This is a genomic window from Streptomyces sp. NPDC111507, assembly GCF_055638955.1.
Genome location: NZ_JBVKBU010000001.1, coordinates 244772 through 259458 on the forward strand (window position 1 = coordinate 244772; position 14687 = coordinate 259458).

Genomic DNA, 14687 nt, shown 5'->3' on the forward strand with positions numbered 1-14687 from the left:
CCTTGTTCATGTGGGGGCGCGGGCTGGAAACTGCGCCGGTGACCCGAGCCGATTCCAGCACGTCCGAGTGTGCGCCGTGACCGCCGTCGAGCGGCAGCTCGCCGTGCCCGTGGACGCCGAGGAGATACCGGCGTTGCGGCGCCGCATCACCGCCGTACTCATCGCCGGTCAGATCCTCGGCGGGCTCGGCGTCGCCACCGGCATCGCGCTGGCCACCGTGCTGGCCAAGCAGGTCAGTGGCACCGAGTCGCTCTCCGGGCTCGCGCCCACCGCGACGGTCACCGGGACGGCGGTACTCTCCGTGCCGCTGGCCGCGCTGATGACCGCGCGGGGGCGCCGCCCGGGCCTGGTGCTGGCCTACCTCATCGGGGCGTCGGGAGCGGGCGTCGTCGTGGTCGCCGCGTGTGTGGGGAGCTTTCCGCTGCTGCTGCTCGGCATGGCGGGCTTCGGCGCGGCCTCCTCGGCGAACCTCCAGGCGCGGTTCGCGGCCGCCGATCTGGCGGAGCCGCAGCGGCGTGCCCGGGCCATTTCGAACGTGGTGTGGGCGACCACGATCGGAGCGGTGCTGGGGCCCAACATCGCCGCGCCCGCCGGACGCAGCGTCTCCGAGCTCGGGATACCCGAGGCGGCGGGGCCGTTTCTCTGGGCGGCCGGGGTCTTCCTCCTCTCCGCCCTGCTGATGGCCGTGCTGCTGCGGCCCGATCCCCTGCTGACCGCCCGGGCGCTGGCACCCGTCGAGGAGCAGTCGGCTCAGGCGCGTTCCATCCGCGCCGGCTTCGCCGCAGTAGCCGCCTCACCGCGGGCCAGGCTGGCGCTCGTGACCGTGGCCGTCTCGCACACCGCAATGGTCTCGATCATGTCGATGACCCCCGTCGACCTCGGACACCACGGGGCGAGCATCGATCTGATCGGGCTGGTGATCAGTGGCCACATCGCGGGCATGTACGCGTTCTCGCCCCTCATGGGGCGGCTCTCGGACCGGCTCGGGCGGCTCTCGGGGATCGGACTCGCCGTGGGCCTGCTGGCCTGCGCGGCGCTCCTCGCGGGCACGGCGGGCGGCAGCCACGGACAGATCGCCGCGGGGCTCTTCGTCCTGGGCCTCGGCTGGTCGTCCGGGCTCGTGTCCGGCTCGGCGCTCCTGACGGACTCGGTGCCCCAGGCCGCGCGGGCCGCCGCCCAGGGAGTGTCCGACCTGACCATGAACACGGCGGCCGGCCTCGGTGGGGCGACCGCCGGTCTCGTCGTCGCACAGGCGAGCTACGGGTGGCTGAACCTCCTCGCCGCGTGCCTGCTGGTGCCGCTGGGCGGGCTGGCGCTGTTCACGCGGCGCCGAGGCCAAAGCCGCCGGTGAGCGCCGACGGGGCCTCAGAGGCTGCTTCAGAGGCTGATGTGGTACGCCTTGCGGAGTGTCTCGTGCACGGTCCACGTCGTACGGTCGCCCTCGCGCAGCACGGCCGCGTCGCCCGGGCCCACCTCGATCACGTCGCCGCCCTCGACCTCGATCGTGGCGCGGCCACTGACGACGACGAAGAGTTCGTTGGCCTCGATGTCCGTCACCACGCCGGGCGTGATCTGCCAGATGCCGCGCAGTTGCTTGCCGTCGGCCGCCTCCCACAGCACCTTGCCGCTCACCACCGGATCACCGGAGACGATCTGAGCCGGGTCCAGGGGTTCCGGTTCCAGCTCGGCGTCGGGGATGTGCACGGCGAAGGACGGGGTGGCCCGTGTGTTCGTGGTCATGAGCGGTCACCTTAAGGGCATGCGAGAAAGCCTCACGCGGAGGGTGGTCGGAAAGCCCGGAACCTAGTCGTAGTGGCGCGCCTCGAACACATTTCCGTCCGGGTCCTGGAAGTAGAAGCTGCGCTTGGCCATGCCACGGGCGCCGAAGGAGTCGTACGAGAAGCCCGAGAGGGGGACGGACCGTTCCTCCAGGCGTGTGTGCAGCGCGTCGAAATCGGCTTCCTGGAGGGACAGGCATACGTGGTTGACCGGGTGCCCCGCGCTGTCCGCGGCGCCCGGGATCATGTTCATGTACGCGGCCATGGGGAGGGCCATGAGGTCGAAAATGGTCTCTCCATTGAGGCGCACGGAGGGAAACGGTGCCTTCCCCTCCGCGTATTCGGCGACCCTCACGGGTTCCAGGCCGACCGACTTCTCGTAGAAGTCGGCCGAGGCGACCGGATCGCGCACCCACAGAACGACATGGTCAAGTCGTGCCGAGTTGTCCGTCATGCCCCCAGGCTGGTGTCGTACGCCGCAGGCCGCAAGGGTTTGACCGGGCGCGCCGTCCGCCAGAGATGAGGAAAGGCGACAGACAGGAGGCAGGCACGTGATCGTGGTGTCCGAAGAGGTGCGGGAGGCGCTCGACGCGCGCCGGCCGGTGGTGGCCCTGGAGTCGACGATCATCGCGCACGGGCTGCCTCGCCCGCGCAATCTGCAGGTCGCGCTGGAGCTGGAGGACGTCGTACGGCAGGAGGGCGCCGTACCGGCGACGATCGCCGTGCTGGACGGGCGGCCCCATGTCGGACTGGACAAGGAGCAGCTGGAGCGGGTCGCCAACGAGGACGGGATCCGCAAGCTGGGGCACCGCGATCTGCCGCTCGCGGTGGCGGCGGGCGCGAGCGGCGCGACGACCGTGTCCGCGACGGCGTTGCTGGCCTCTCTCGCGGGCGTCCGCGTGTTCGCGACGGGCGGCCTCGGCGGGGTGCACCGGGAATGGACGGTGACGCAGGACGAGTCGGCGGACCTGGGCCTGCTGGCGCGGACCCGGATCACGGTGGTGTGCGCGGGCGTCAAGTCGATCCTGGACGTGCCGGCGACGCTGCAGCGCCTGGAGACACTGGGCGTCGCGGTGGCCGGGTACGGCACCGGCCGCTTCCCCGGCTTCTATCTGTCCGACTCGGGACATCCCGTGGACTGGACGCTGGACTCCCCCGGACAGGTGGCGGACGTCATGCGCGCGCAGGACGCGCTCGGCGGCCCGGAATCGGCGCTCATCGTGGCGAACCCGGTCCCCGAGGAGGAGCAGCTCGATCCCGCGCTCCACGCGCGCGTGCTCGCCGAGGCGTTGCGGGCGTGCGAGGCGGAGGGCGTGAGCGGGCAGGCCGTGACGCCGTTCCTGCTCGACCATCTGGTGCGGCACACCGACGGCGCTTCACTGAGCGCCAATCTGGCGGCGGTGCGCGGCAACGTACGACTCGCGGGACGGATCGCGGCGGCCTGGGCCGGGGCGTGAACGGGACGGATCGCGGCGGCGGTCCGGGCCGGGGCGCGAACCAGCGGGACCGGGGCGGAGCCGGGCAGGACGTGGGCCCGGCGACGGGAGCGCTGCTCGTCGTCGGTGACGTGGTCACAGACATCGTCGCCCGGCACCGTGGGCCGCTCGCGTCGGGCACCGACACGGCCGCCGCGATCCGGACCCTGCCGGGTGGAGCCGGCGCCAACGTCGCGTGCTGGGCGGCGCATTGGGGCCGCGCCGAGGTGCGGTTGCTGGGCCGGGTGGGGGCGGATGCCGCCGCTTGGCACGAGCGTGAGCTGGTGGCATGTGGCGTGCGCCCCCTCCTCGTCGTCGATCCGCAGGCGCCGACGGGGACGGTGATCTGCCTGGTGGACCAGGGTGCCTCGGCTGAGCGGACGTTCCTCACCGACAGCGGGGCCTCCCTGCGGCTCGACCCCGACGACTGGTCGCCCGCGCTGCTCGACGGTGTCGCGCGGCTGCATCTGTCGGGCTATCTGTTCTTCTCCGAGCCGAGCCGGGCACTGGTGTCGGTGGCTATGGAGTCGGCACGCGCGCGTGGGGTACCGGTCAGCCTGGACCCCGCGTCGGCGGGGTTCCTCACGGAACTGGGCGCGGATCGTTTCCTCGCGCTCGCCGAGGGCGTCGACCTGCTGCTGCCCAGTCGCGACGAGGCGTTCCTGTTGACGGGACTGCCCGATCCGGCGGACGCGGCGGCCAAGTTGAGCCGCCACGTCCCCCTGGTCGTCGCGAAGCAGGGCCCTGACGGGGCCTTGGTGGCCCGCTCGGGCACCGTGCAGGCCCACGTCCCCGCGGTGCCCGCGGACCCTCGCGACACCACGGGCGCCGGCGACGCCTTCACCGGAGCGTTCCTCGCCGCCCTTCTCGCGGGCGCCGAGCCCGAGGCGGCGGCGGTGGAGGGGTGCAGGGCGGGGGCGATGGCGGTGGAGCGGGTCGGGGGCAGGCCCGAGGGGGCGCGGGTCCGGTAGTGGCGCTACTTGCGTCCCCAGGCCGAGATCATCGGCGCGGTCGCCAGGTCCATCGAGCCGGAGGCCACGTTGGCCAGGTGCCGGTCGATGTCCTCGTTGGTGGCGATTCCCGCGGTGACGAGCTGGTCGCGGATCTGACGGACCGTCGCGGACTCGAGGTCCGCGCAGGCGGTCGAGGTGACGGGGAAGTACGCGTCGGCCTCCACCTCGCGCAGTCCCGCTTCCCGCAGCAGGCGAGGGAGTTTGCGGCCGTAGGAAAGGTCGGCGCCGCGCTCGGCGAGCAACTTGCGGAAACCGTGCCTCAGCCGGTTCGCGAGCTGTTGCTCGGGACCATGCTCATCGGGGCAGAGCAGCGGTTGCAGCGCGGGGTCGGCGTCCTCGACGAGAAGCCGCCCGCCGGGCCGAAGCGCCTTGACCATCGACCGCAACGCCCGCTCCCGGTCCGGCACATGGACCAGCACGAGCCGTGCGTGCACGAGGTCGAAGCCCTCCCCCGGCGGTTCCTCGGCGCCCACGTCGTGCACCCGGATCTCGACCGGCTGGCGGGCCGCGGAGGCCGCCCACGACGTGTCGATGTCGGTCGCGACGACCCGCCCGGTCGGGCCGACCTTCTTGGCGAGCCAGGACACCACGGACGTGCCACCCGCGCCGACCTCCCAGCAGCGCCAGCCGGACCCGATGCCGAAGCGCTCGAAGTGCCGGAAGGTGGTGGGGTCGAAAAGAGTGGCGAAGGCGTCGAAGCGCTGCCCCGCCTCGGTCTGCCGGTTGTCGAGGAGATAGCCGTCGGTTTGCGTCATACAGCGATCATCCCAGTTGACCGGCTTGTCCGGAATCGCCGACGCTCCCGTTCTCCTCACCCGTGCGTCACCGCGGGCACCGCACGCCTCTGACGCTCGGACAACAACCCTGCCGGTCTGGTCCGATGTCGCCCGGCACCATCGAAACGAAGTGGAACATTCCGTTCCCACAGGCTTTCCCGGCGAGCGAGAGGGACTGGCAGACTTGCACGCCAGGGCGCAAAGTGCGGCGCGAGGAGATCCACGCAAGGAGTTCCGGATGTCCATGGCAGGGAATCTGCGGAAGGTCACGAGCCTCGGCAAGGTCGGTGGGCTCCGCAAGGTGGCGCGGCTGGCCCGGCGGCGTACCCGTGTCGACCTGAGTCACCACGCCCGGTCCCCGCTGGGCACGGCGGTGGTGAACTGCGTGGCGTATCAGGACGGCGCCAGGGTCCCGGGCGGACGTGATCTCGTCGAGACCGTGCAGCGGATCCGCAAGAGCGACGAGGGTTTCGTCTGGCTCGGACTCCACGAGCCCACGGACCTGGAGTTCGCCGGCATAGCAGACCTCTTCGACCTGCACCCGCTGGCAGTAGAGGACGCGGTGGAGGCCCATCAGCGGCCGAAGCTCGAGCGGTACGGCGACACACTCTTCGCGGTGTTCAAAACGGTCTGCTACGTCGACCACAAGGAGCTGACGGCGACCAGCGAGGTGGTGAACACCGGCGAGATCATGGTCTTTGTCGGGTCCGACTTCGTCATCACCGTGCGGCACGGACGGCACGGGTCGCTGGGGCCGCTGCGCGAGGAGCTGGAGGCGGACACCCGTCAACTCGCCAAGGGCCCGGCCGCGGTGCTGCACGCGATCGCTGACCATGTGGTCGACGACTACGTGCATGTGACGGACTCGGTCCAGGAGGACATCGACCAGGTCGAGGCCGATGTGTTCGCCGAGAACGGCGCGCGGGCGGACGCGGGCCGCATCTACCAGCTCAAGCGCGAACTCCTGGAACTGAAGCGGGCGGTGGTGCCACTCACCCGCCCCGTCCAGGAGCTCGCCACCCGGCCTATTCGGGTGATCGCCCCGGAGATACAGGCGTACTTCCGGGACGTGTCCGACCATCTGCTGCGGGTCACCGAGCAGGTCGCCGCCTTCGACGAACTGCTCAACTCGATCCTTCAGGCACACCTCGCGCAGGTGACGGTGGCACAGAACGAGGACATGCGGAAGATCACGGCATGGGCGGCGGTCATCGCTGTACCGACGATGGTCTGCGGGCTTTACGGCATGAACTTCGACCACATGCCGGAACTGCACTGGCGGTTCGGTTACCCCATAGTCATCGGCGTGATCACCCTCGCCTGCCTCGTCCTGTACCGGGGGTTCCGGCGCAACGGCTGGCTGTGAGAGCGGTGAGCCGCCCCTCGCCCGGCACGGCCGGCCGGGCGGGAGTGCGCGCTCATGACCCTCCCGGTCGGGAGAGTCCGCGCGGTCAGCGCACCGCGCTCCTCGAGTAGACGCTCTCGACCCACGCGGCAAGCTGTTCGTCCGTCAGATGCTGGGCCAGGTCGGCCTCGCTGATCATGCCGACAAGGCGTTTGTTCTCGATCACGGGAAGCCGGCGGATCTGGTGCCCCTTCATCTCCTGGAGCACCTCGCCGACATCGGCGCCCGACTCGATCCAGCGCGGGGTGCCCTGGGCCATCTCACCCGCGGTGACCTGGGCCGGGTCGTGGCCCATGGCGACACAACCGACGACGATGTCGCGGTCGGTGAGGATGCCGCAGAGCCGTTCGTTCTCGTCGCTGATGGGCAGCGCGCCCACGTTGAGCTCACGCATCAGCTGGGCTGCGCGGTCCAGGGTCTCGTGAGCGGGGATCCACTGGGCACCACGGTGCATGATGTCTCCGGCGGTGGTCATGAAGTACCTCCCGGTGCCGGACGGCCGGCGCGGCGCGGAACACACCGCTAGTCCCGGCGCCCTACATTCTCGCCGTGTCCCCAGGCACGCGCACCCGGAAGTCCGGGATGCGCTTTCGTGGCCGCCGCTCAGCCGTTCCAGGCGGGGTGGCGTGGATCGTCGGCGCGGACCAGGACGTCGGCCGTGGCGCCCGGGTCCACCTCCGTCTCGTAGCGCTCGAAGGCGGGCAGGGTCCAGTGCTCAGGTTCCGGAGTGCGGCGGCGAAGGGCGCCCGGGGAGAGGAGGACGTGGACGCTCAGGTCGAACGGGAACCAGTGCCGAAGCAGGAAGGGGCCTTGGAGCAACAGCACCCCGCCGGGTGGGAGCTGGACATAGGGGCTGCGGGTGGCGCGGTCGGTGACCGGGTCCCAGAGGTCGGGCAGGACGCGGCCGTCGCCGCCGGGGTCGAGCGGGCCGAAGACCTCGCGCCACAGGGCGCCGGTGTCGACCCAGCCGTTGTAGTACGCCTCGGCGTCCTCGTGACCGTATTCGAACCGGAGTGACGCGGGGCGCAAGAAGCCCTCCGTGCCGACGACGAGCGAGGACCGGCCGCGTATGCGCAGCGCCTCACAGACGCGGTGGGCGAGGTCACCGGGGTGAGCGGCGGGGGCTCCGTCGAAGGCGATCCGCGGCCACGGACTGCCGTCGTCCGGTTTCAGGTCGAGCAGACGCTCGGCGAGGAGGTCGCCGAGCCGTTCCCAGGTGATCGCTTCGAGTCGCACAGGCCCATGATGCCGCGATCACGCGTCGCTCTCGTGGGGGCGGCGAGGGGCGAGTGCGGACAGCGACGGCGGACGGAGGCCGCGCGCGACTCCGGGCGTGGGCCGCGACCAGGGAGGGAGGCGTCAAGGAGGGCGGATGTGGCCGGGAGGGGTCGCGCCGAAGAGGAGGGCCGTGGCCAGGAGGGAGGGACATCGAGGAGGGGGGCTGTGGGCCGGGGGCGGCCGCGTCGGTCAAGAGGCGGTGCCGAGAACGAGGCGGGGCTCGACGAGGACGCGGGGGGGGCGAGGAGGACGCGGGGCGGGTCGAAGAGGACACGGGGCGGGTCGAGGAGAAGGAGGCGTCGAGAAGGGGGCGGCATCGCGTAGGGAGCCGCCCCGGACGGGGGAATGAACGACCTATGGCACCGATCGCAAATCCCCCGCCCCATGGCGGACTTCTCGTCATCCAGCCGCTCAAGAAGCGCCGCTGTGTCGAGTGCCGGAGTGGGCCGTTGGCGCTGCTGGTGCTGGAAGAGGGGGAGTCACGCTGTCTGGACTGCGCGGACCTGGGACACCTGGTGTTCCTGCCGCGGGGCGACACCGCGCTGACGCGCCGGTCACGGGAGGGCAGCGCGCTGTCGGCGGTGGTGGTGCGCTTCAACCGGCGGCAGAGCCGGTACGAGCGGCAGGGCGTCCTCGTCGAGGAGGCGGCGCTCGCCCGGGCCGAGGAGCGGTGCCTGGCGGATGCGGAGGCGCGACGGCGGCGGCGGGCTCGGGACGCGCGTCGGCGGGAGGCGGAGGATCTGCGGTTCACGGAGGCGTTCGCGCGGGAGATACGCGGGCTCTTTCCCGGCTGTCCCGTCGACCGGGCGCACGCGATCGCCGCGCACGCCTCGGTGCGCGGGAGCGGGCGGGTGGGGCGCAGCGCCGCGGGCCGTGCGCTGTCCGAGGCCGCCGTGACGGCCGCGGTCCGTGCCGCCGTACGGCACACGGACACTCCGTACGACCAGTTGCTGATGAGTGGCGTGCCGCGGCACGAGGCGCGCCGGCGGATCGCGGCCGCGGTGGAGGCGCGGCTTGAGGGGTGGCAGGACGAGCTCGCGGCACGCGCGTGACGGCGTGCACCTGGAGACGGCGTGCCCGTGAAGACGTGCCATCCGGTTCTGGACGCTCGCGCATGCCGCCGCGTCCCTCGGCCATGGTCACTGTGACAGTAAGGGATTTCACTTGTGGTGACGGTGGGTGCCGTGCAGGATCTCAGAATCTCAGGATCTTGGACTTCGGCTTCGGCTTCGGCTTCGGCTTCGGCTTCGGCTTCGGCTTCGGGGAGCTACGGGGGAGTTGTCATGATCGATGGACCGTATTTCGTGCTGACCGTGCTGGGGGTGCTCGGCTGCGGGCTGGTGGCCGGGGTGTTCTGCGGGTTCTCGACGTTCGTGATGCGGGGGCTCGCCGAGTTGCCGCCCGCGCAGGGCGTGGCGGCGATGAACGCGATCAACGTGGCCGCGGTGCGCCCGCCGTTCATGCTCGTGTTCGTCGGGTCGGCGGGGCTGTGTGCCGTGCTCGCCGTGGTCACCTTCGTGCTGCTGCCCGACGAGGGGACGGTGGAGCTGTTGCTGGGCAGCGCGTTGTATCTGTTCGGGACGTTCGGGGTGACGGTCGTCGCGAACGTCCCGCGCAACGACGCGCTGCTGAAGCTGGCCCCGGGTACGCCGGAGGCCGCCGTGTACTGGCGTTCGTATGTGCGCGAGTGGACGATGTGGAACCACATCCGCGCGGTCGCGTCGGCCGCCGCGGCGGTCTCGTACACGCTGGCGCTCACGTGAGGCCGGCGGCCCCCACGACCGGGGCCCGCAGCTGAGCGGCAGGGTACTCGGGGGCGACGTATCGTGGCGGGAAAGGAGTGCCGCCCAGGGCCGTGGGCCGAAGGCGTTCGATGGTCGCGCGGCCCCGTACCGGTACGCGTACGTGAGGGAGACGGCCATGGCCGATCCCAAGGGATTCATGACCACTCCGCGCGAGGAGAATCCCCGTCGGCCCGTCGAGGAACGGGTGCGGGACTGGAACGAGGTGTACGTCCCCGGTGCGCTGCTGCCGATCATCAGCAGGCAGGCCGACCGTTGTATGGACTGCGGTATCCCGTTCTGTCACGACGCCTGCCCGCTGGGCAATCTGATTCCCGAGTGGAACGACCTGGTCTCGCGCGAGGACTGGCGGGCGGCGAGCGACCGGTTGCACGCGACGAACAACTTTCCCGAGTTCACCGGCCGGCTGTGTCCCGCGCCCTGCGAGGCGGGCTGTGTTCTCGCGATCAACCAGCCCGCGGTGACCATCAAGAACGTCGAGGTCGCCATCGCCGACCGCGCCTGGGCGGACGGTTTCACGCCGCCGCGTCCACCGGACCGGCTCTCGGGCCGTACGGTCGCGGTGATCGGGTCGGGGCCCGCCGGGCTCGCCGCGGCGCAGCAGCTGACCCGGGCCGGGCACACCGTCGCCGTGTACGAGCGGGCGGACCGGATCGGTGGGCTGCTGCGGTACGGGATCCCCGCGTTCAAGATGGAGAAGCGGCATCTGGACCGGCGGCTGGAGCAGATGCGGGCGGAGGGCACGAAGTTCCGGACGTCCACGACGATCGGCCGGGACCTCGGGGCGGCCGAGCTGCGGGCGCGCTACGACGCCGTCGTGCTCGCGGTCGGTGCCACGGCCTGGCGCGAACTGGACGTTCCGGGGCGGGAGTTGGCCGGCATCCATCAGGCGATGGAGTACCTGCCGTTGGCCGACCGGGTGTGCGAGGGGGATCTGGAGGTCTCCCCCTTGTCCGCGGCCGGGAAGCATGTCGTCATCGTCGGCGGCGGTGACACGGGCGCCGACTGTCTGGGGACCGCCGTGCGGGAGGGCGCCGCGTCCGTGACCCAGCTCGACATCTACGCGCAGCCGGAGGCCGAGCGCGACGAGGACGTCGAGCCGTGGCCGACATACCCGAAGATCTACCGGCTCTCGGCCGCGCACGAGGAAGCCCGCGACCTGGAGACCGCGCCCGCCGCGGACGCGGACGCGCGCCTCTTCGCGGCGTCCACGCTCCACTTCACCGGGGACGCGGACGGGCATGTGCGCTCCCTGCACCTGGTCGAGGTCGACGAGCGGCGCCGCCCGGTCCCCGGCTCCGGGCGGACCCTCCCCGCCGACCTCGTGCTGCTCGCTCTCGGCTTCTCGGGGCCCGACCGGCACGACGGGCTGATCGACCAGCTCGGCCTGGTCCTCGACGCGCGCGGCACGATCACCCGCGACACCGACTTCGCGACCAACGTGCCCAAGGTGTACGTCGCCGGGGACGCGGCCCGCGGGCAGTCGCTCATCGTGTGGGCCATCGCCGAGGGGCGGGCGGTGGCGGCCGCCGTGGACCGCGCGCTGGCCGGGACATCGCAGCTGCCGGCGCCGATCGGACCGTACGACCGCCCCATGACCGCGTAGGGCTCCGCCGGTCGGTGCACGAGACACCGGGCCTGCGTTGCCGTGCGGGTCAGCGGCGTTCGTCCGTGCCCGCCACCTTCGCCGTGGCCAGCGCGACCCGGTTCCAGGTGTTGATCGTGAGGATGAGGGCCAGGACATGGGCCAGTTCCTGGTCGTCGAAGTGGGCGGCGGCCTCCGCGTAGACGTCGTCGGGCACGCCCGCGTCGGCGACGCGCGTGATCGCCTCCGTGAGGGCGAGGGCCGCGCACTCCCTCTCGGTGAAGAAGTGCCGGGCCTCACGCCACACCGGGACCATGTGCAGGCGGTCCTCGCTCTCGCCGGCCTTGCGGGCGTCGTTGGTGTGCATGTGGAGGCAGTACGCGCAGTGGTTGAGGTGGGAGGCGCGGATCTGGATCAGTTCGACGAGGGCCGGGTCGAGCCCGTCGCGGGCCGCCGCGTCGAAGCCGACGAGGGAGCGGAAGACCTTCGGGGCGGACTTCGCGAAGTCGAGGCGAGCGGGAACGGTGGCCGTCGTGTTCATGATGCCCCTCGTGTTCGTCGTGTTCGTCGCGTCCGTCGTGTTCGTGTTCGTCGTCATGACCATGAATCTACGGACTGGAAAGACCGACTGTAGGGTGCATTTTCATGGCGAAATCATGGGTCAATTCTGCGCAGCGGATCGGCGCCGACCTGCATCTGGAGCTGTCCGGACCGGGCGGACGGCGGGCCGCGCTGATCCGGGCGCTGCGCGAGGCCGTACGCGAGGGCAGGCTCGCCCCGGGCACCCGGCTGCCGCCGTACCGCTCGCTCGCCGCCGACCTGGGCGTGGCCCGCAACACGGTCGCCGACGCGTACGCCGAACTCGTCGCCGAGGGCTGGCTGACCGCCCGGCAAGGGTCGGGCACCCGCGTCGCCGAGCGCGCCGAACCGCTGGGGGCCCCGGAGCGCGTACCGAAGGCACCTCCACGCGCGCGTGGACCCCTACACGATCTGCGGCAGGGGACACCTGACGCCTCGTCGTTCCCGCGTGCCGCCTGGCTCGCCTCGTACCGGAGGGCGCTCCAGCAGGCACCCAACGCGGCCTTCGGGCCCGGCGATCCCGCGGGCCGCTCGGAACTGCGCGAGGCCCTCGCCGAGTACCTGGCCCGCGCGCGGGGCGTGCGCACCGAGCCGGGGCGGATCGTGATCTGCTCGGGCTTCGCGCACGCCCTGCGGCTGCTCTTCCCGGGCGTGTTGCGCGGGCCGCTGGCGGTCGAGTCGTACGGCCTCGGCTTCCACCGCGAGTTGCTGGCCGCCGCGTCGGTTCGGACCGTGCCGCTGCCGCTGGACGAGGACGGCGCCCAGGTGGGCGAGTTGGGCCGGGAGCGGGCGGTGCTGCTCACGCCGGCGCACCAGTTCCCGACCGGTGGTCCGCTGCACCCGGAGCGGCGGGCCGCCGTCATCGACTGGGCACGCGCGCGTGGCGGCGTGATTCTGGAGGACGACTACGACGGCGAGTTCCGCTACGACCGCAAGCCCGTCGGCGCCGTACAGGGACTGGACCCCGAGCGGGTCGTCCTCATCGGCTCGGTGAGCAAGAGTCTGTCGCCCGCGCTGCGGCTCGGCTGGATGGTCCTTCCGCGCCGTTACGTCGACGCCGTCCTCGCCGTCAAGGGCGAACGGGAGGCGTGGGCAAGCGTCCTGGAGCAGCTGACGCTCGCGGACTTCCTCGCCTCCGGGTCGTACGACCGTCATGTCCGCCGGATGCGGCAGCGGTACCGCGGGCGGCGTGACCGGCTCGTCGCGGCTCTCGCGGAGCGAGCGCCGCACATCGAGGTGACGGGGATCGCGGCCGGGCTGCACGCGGTGCTGCGGCTGCCGCCCGGGACGGAGCGGTCGGCCGTCAAGGCCGCGACCTGGCAGGGTGTCGCGCTCGACGGACTCGCCGAGTTCCGGCATCCGGAGGCGACGATGTCCGCGCCGGACGGGCTGGTGGTGGGTTACGCGACGCCCTCGGAACATGCGTACGGGGCGGCGTTGGAGGCGTTGTGCGGGGCGCTGCCGCCGGGTCCTCGGACACCTCTTGGCCGACGCCCCGCCAGGTAAAGCGACGTTTGTTGTCGTGGTCCTACGGTCTCGATCCCAGTCTCGATGCCGGTCTCGATGCCGGTCTCGATGCCGGTCTCGATGCCGGTCTCGGTCTCGGTCTTCTACCGCTGCAAGTAATCAATTCAGCACCAATTTATTCAGCACCAATGTCAAGAGAGTTCAGGAAAGAAGGAAGTCAGCCACCCCCTCCTTGGCGCCTTGGATGAACGCGGTCATCTCGCCGGGTGTGTAGATCAGCGCGGGCCCGTCCGGGTCCGCCGACTGGCGGACGGCGATACGCCCGTCCGCGAGCTTCATCGCCTCGAGGCAGTTGCCGCCGTTGCCGCCGCTCCACGGCTTGTGCCAGCCCTCGCTGCCCAGTTCACGGGCGGGCATCCCGTTGTAGATCCGTTCATTGCGGATCCGCTCATTGCGTATCCGCTGCTTGATGTTGTCCATTCACGACTCCTTGCGGAAATCCCGGAGGATCTCCTTCGTGCGATGTGCCGTGGCGGCCTGAGCCGCCATGCGGTCCATGACCTCGAGGTGGGTCGCCACCTCGGAACGCTCGTCCAGATAGACGGCGCCGGTCAGGTACTCGCTGTAGACCATGTCCGGGAGTTCCGGCATGGCAAAGCGAAAGAGCACGAAGGGCCCGTACGTGCCGGGGTGCGGCCCCGTGGAGAACGGGACGACCTGGAGCGTCACGTTGGGCAGCTTCGTGGCCTCGATCAGTTTGTCGATCTGGGCGCGCATCACCTCGGGACCGCCGACGGGCCGGCGTAGGGCCGTCTCGTCCATCACGGCCCAGATCCGGGGTGCACCTTCACGAGTGAGCAGATTCTGGCGTTGCATGCGTAGCGCCACATGGCGCTCGATGTCCTCGGGTCTGGTCTGGCCGACGGCGCCCGACTTCAGGACCCCACGGGCGTACTCCTCGGTCTGCAGGATTCCGGGCACGAAATGGGGTTCGTACGAACGGATGAGGGTGGCCGCGCCCTCCAGGCTGACGTACATCGAGAACCAGCCCGGCAGGATGTCGTGGAAGCGCTGCCACCAGCCGGGCCGGTTGGCCTCCTCGGCCAGTTGGACGAAGGCCTCGGCCTCCTCGTCCGACACCCCGTACGACTTCAGCAGGAGCTGCAGGTACGGGATTTTGAGGGCGACTTCGGCCATCTCCATCCGGCGGACCGTGGCGGGTGCGACACGCAGGATGCGCGCCGCCTCCTCACGTTTGAGACCCGCGCGTTCTCGCAGGTCCAGTAGGCGCCGGCCGAGGACGACCTGGCCGACCGTCGGCGCGGACCGCGGTTCGCTCACGTCCCACCTCCACTGAGTCCCGAACAGACGCCGCTGCGGCGGTCGGATGCCGTGGTGAGCGGTCCGACGCCGTTCTGAACGCTTCTGAACAGGTACTGCGTCCTGACAGACCGGACGGCGCCGTTCGGGGTCCGCCTCGTCTTCCTCGACTTCTTCGACGATCCCAACTGGCGCCGCTCGGCGTGCTG

General features: G+C 71.2%; 16 protein-coding genes. 8 read left to right on the plus strand and 8 right to left on the minus strand.

Annotated features, from left to right (window positions below; translation table 11 throughout):
• Window positions 1-76 precede the first annotated feature (76 nt).
• On the plus strand, window positions 77-1351 hold the full coding sequence (locus ACZ7M2_RS01110; protein WP_471593644.1) for an MFS transporter: 1275 nt from the start codon (window positions 77-79) through the stop codon (window positions 1349-1351).
• Between the two features lie 26 nt (window positions 1352-1377).
• On the opposite strand, the gene ACZ7M2_RS01115 is transcribed toward ACZ7M2_RS01110, so the two are convergent.
• Window positions 1378-1740 carry a cupin domain-containing protein gene (locus ACZ7M2_RS01115; RefSeq protein ID WP_471593645.1) on the minus strand — a complete coding sequence of 121 codons (363 nt, stop codon included), beginning with the start codon at window positions 1738-1740 and terminating at the stop codon, window positions 1378-1380.
• A gap of 63 nt (window positions 1741-1803) precedes the next feature.
• Complete coding sequence (locus ACZ7M2_RS01120) at window positions 1804-2232, minus strand: VOC family protein (protein ID WP_099923233.1); 429 nt, start codon at window positions 2230-2232, stop codon at window positions 1804-1806.
• A gap of 97 nt (window positions 2233-2329) precedes the next feature.
• On the opposite strand from ACZ7M2_RS01120, the gene ACZ7M2_RS01125 reads away from it, so the two are divergent.
• Window positions 2330-3235 (plus strand): pseudouridine-5'-phosphate glycosidase, encoded by a 906-nt coding sequence (locus ACZ7M2_RS01125; protein ID WP_471593646.1) that lies wholly within the window; start codon window positions 2330-2332, stop codon window positions 3233-3235.
• Window positions 3236-3306: 71 nt separating this feature from the next.
• Window positions 3307-4224 carry a carbohydrate kinase family protein gene (locus ACZ7M2_RS01130; protein WP_471594494.1) on the plus strand — a complete coding sequence of 306 codons (918 nt, stop codon included), beginning with the start codon at window positions 3307-3309 and terminating at the stop codon, window positions 4222-4224.
• A 5-nt stretch (window positions 4225-4229) separates the two neighbouring features.
• On the opposite strand, the gene ACZ7M2_RS01135 is transcribed toward ACZ7M2_RS01130, so the two are convergent.
• The gene (locus ACZ7M2_RS01135; RefSeq protein WP_471593647.1) at window positions 4230-5021 is read right to left on the minus strand and encodes a methyltransferase domain-containing protein; all 792 of its coding nucleotides are present in this window, start codon (window positions 5019-5021) and stop codon (window positions 4230-4232) included.
• 259 nt (window positions 5022-5280) lie between these two features.
• Between ACZ7M2_RS01135 and corA the strand changes: the two genes are divergently transcribed.
• Window positions 5281-6408, plus strand: a complete 1128-nt coding sequence (gene corA / locus ACZ7M2_RS01140; protein ID WP_352046472.1) for a magnesium/cobalt transporter CorA — start codon at window positions 5281-5283, stop codon at window positions 6406-6408.
• 85 nt (window positions 6409-6493) lie between these two features.
• On the opposite strand, the gene ACZ7M2_RS01145 is transcribed toward corA, so the two are convergent.
• Window positions 6494-6922, minus strand: a complete 429-nt coding sequence (locus ACZ7M2_RS01145) for a CBS domain-containing protein (protein ID WP_352046473.1) — start codon at window positions 6920-6922, stop codon at window positions 6494-6496.
• A 128-nt stretch (window positions 6923-7050) separates the two neighbouring features.
• A complete protein-coding gene (locus tag ACZ7M2_RS01150) occupies window positions 7051-7683 on the minus strand; it encodes a nucleoside/nucleotide kinase family protein (RefSeq protein ID WP_471593648.1) in 633 nt (210 codons plus the stop codon).
• 398 nt (window positions 7684-8081) lie between these two features.
• Here ACZ7M2_RS01150 and ACZ7M2_RS01155 point away from each other — a divergent pair, with 398 nt between their 5' ends.
• The 3 genes from ACZ7M2_RS01155 to ACZ7M2_RS01165 all read left to right on the plus strand — a co-directional run bounded on the left by ACZ7M2_RS01155 (window position 8082) and on the right by ACZ7M2_RS01165 (window position 11133).
• Window positions 8082-8777, plus strand: a complete 696-nt coding sequence (locus ACZ7M2_RS01155) for a DUF2293 domain-containing protein (protein ID WP_471593649.1) — start codon at window positions 8082-8084, stop codon at window positions 8775-8777.
• 231 nt (window positions 8778-9008) lie between these two features.
• Window positions 9009-9488, plus strand: coding sequence for an anthrone oxygenase family protein (locus ACZ7M2_RS01160; protein ID WP_352046476.1), 480 nt, complete (start codon window positions 9009-9011; stop codon window positions 9486-9488).
• Between the two features lie 157 nt (window positions 9489-9645).
• Window positions 9646-11133, plus strand: coding sequence for a glutamate synthase subunit beta (locus ACZ7M2_RS01165; RefSeq protein ID WP_471593650.1), 1488 nt, complete (start codon window positions 9646-9648; stop codon window positions 11131-11133).
• A gap of 49 nt (window positions 11134-11182) precedes the next feature.
• Here ACZ7M2_RS01165 and ACZ7M2_RS01170 read toward each other — a convergent pair whose 3' ends face one another.
• Window positions 11183-11710, minus strand: a complete 528-nt coding sequence (locus tag ACZ7M2_RS01170) for a carboxymuconolactone decarboxylase family protein (RefSeq protein WP_471593651.1) — start codon at window positions 11708-11710, stop codon at window positions 11183-11185.
• Between the two features lie 47 nt (window positions 11711-11757).
• On the opposite strand from ACZ7M2_RS01170, the gene pdxR reads away from it, so the two are divergent.
• Complete coding sequence (gene pdxR / locus ACZ7M2_RS01175; RefSeq protein WP_471593652.1) at window positions 11758-13197, plus strand: MocR-like pyridoxine biosynthesis transcription factor PdxR; 1440 nt, start codon at window positions 11758-11760, stop codon at window positions 13195-13197.
• A 162-nt stretch (window positions 13198-13359) separates the two neighbouring features.
• On the opposite strand, the gene ACZ7M2_RS01180 is transcribed toward pdxR, so the two are convergent.
• Both ACZ7M2_RS01180 and ACZ7M2_RS01185 read right to left on the minus strand, forming a co-directional pair.
• On the minus strand, window positions 13360-13638 hold the full coding sequence (locus ACZ7M2_RS01180) for a DUF397 domain-containing protein (RefSeq protein WP_190170257.1): 279 nt from the start codon (window positions 13636-13638) through the stop codon (window positions 13360-13362).
• The gene (locus ACZ7M2_RS01185) at window positions 13639-14499 is read right to left on the minus strand and encodes a helix-turn-helix domain-containing protein (RefSeq protein WP_471593653.1); all 861 of its coding nucleotides are present in this window, start codon (window positions 14497-14499) and stop codon (window positions 13639-13641) included.
• Window positions 14500-14687 lie beyond the last annotated feature (188 nt).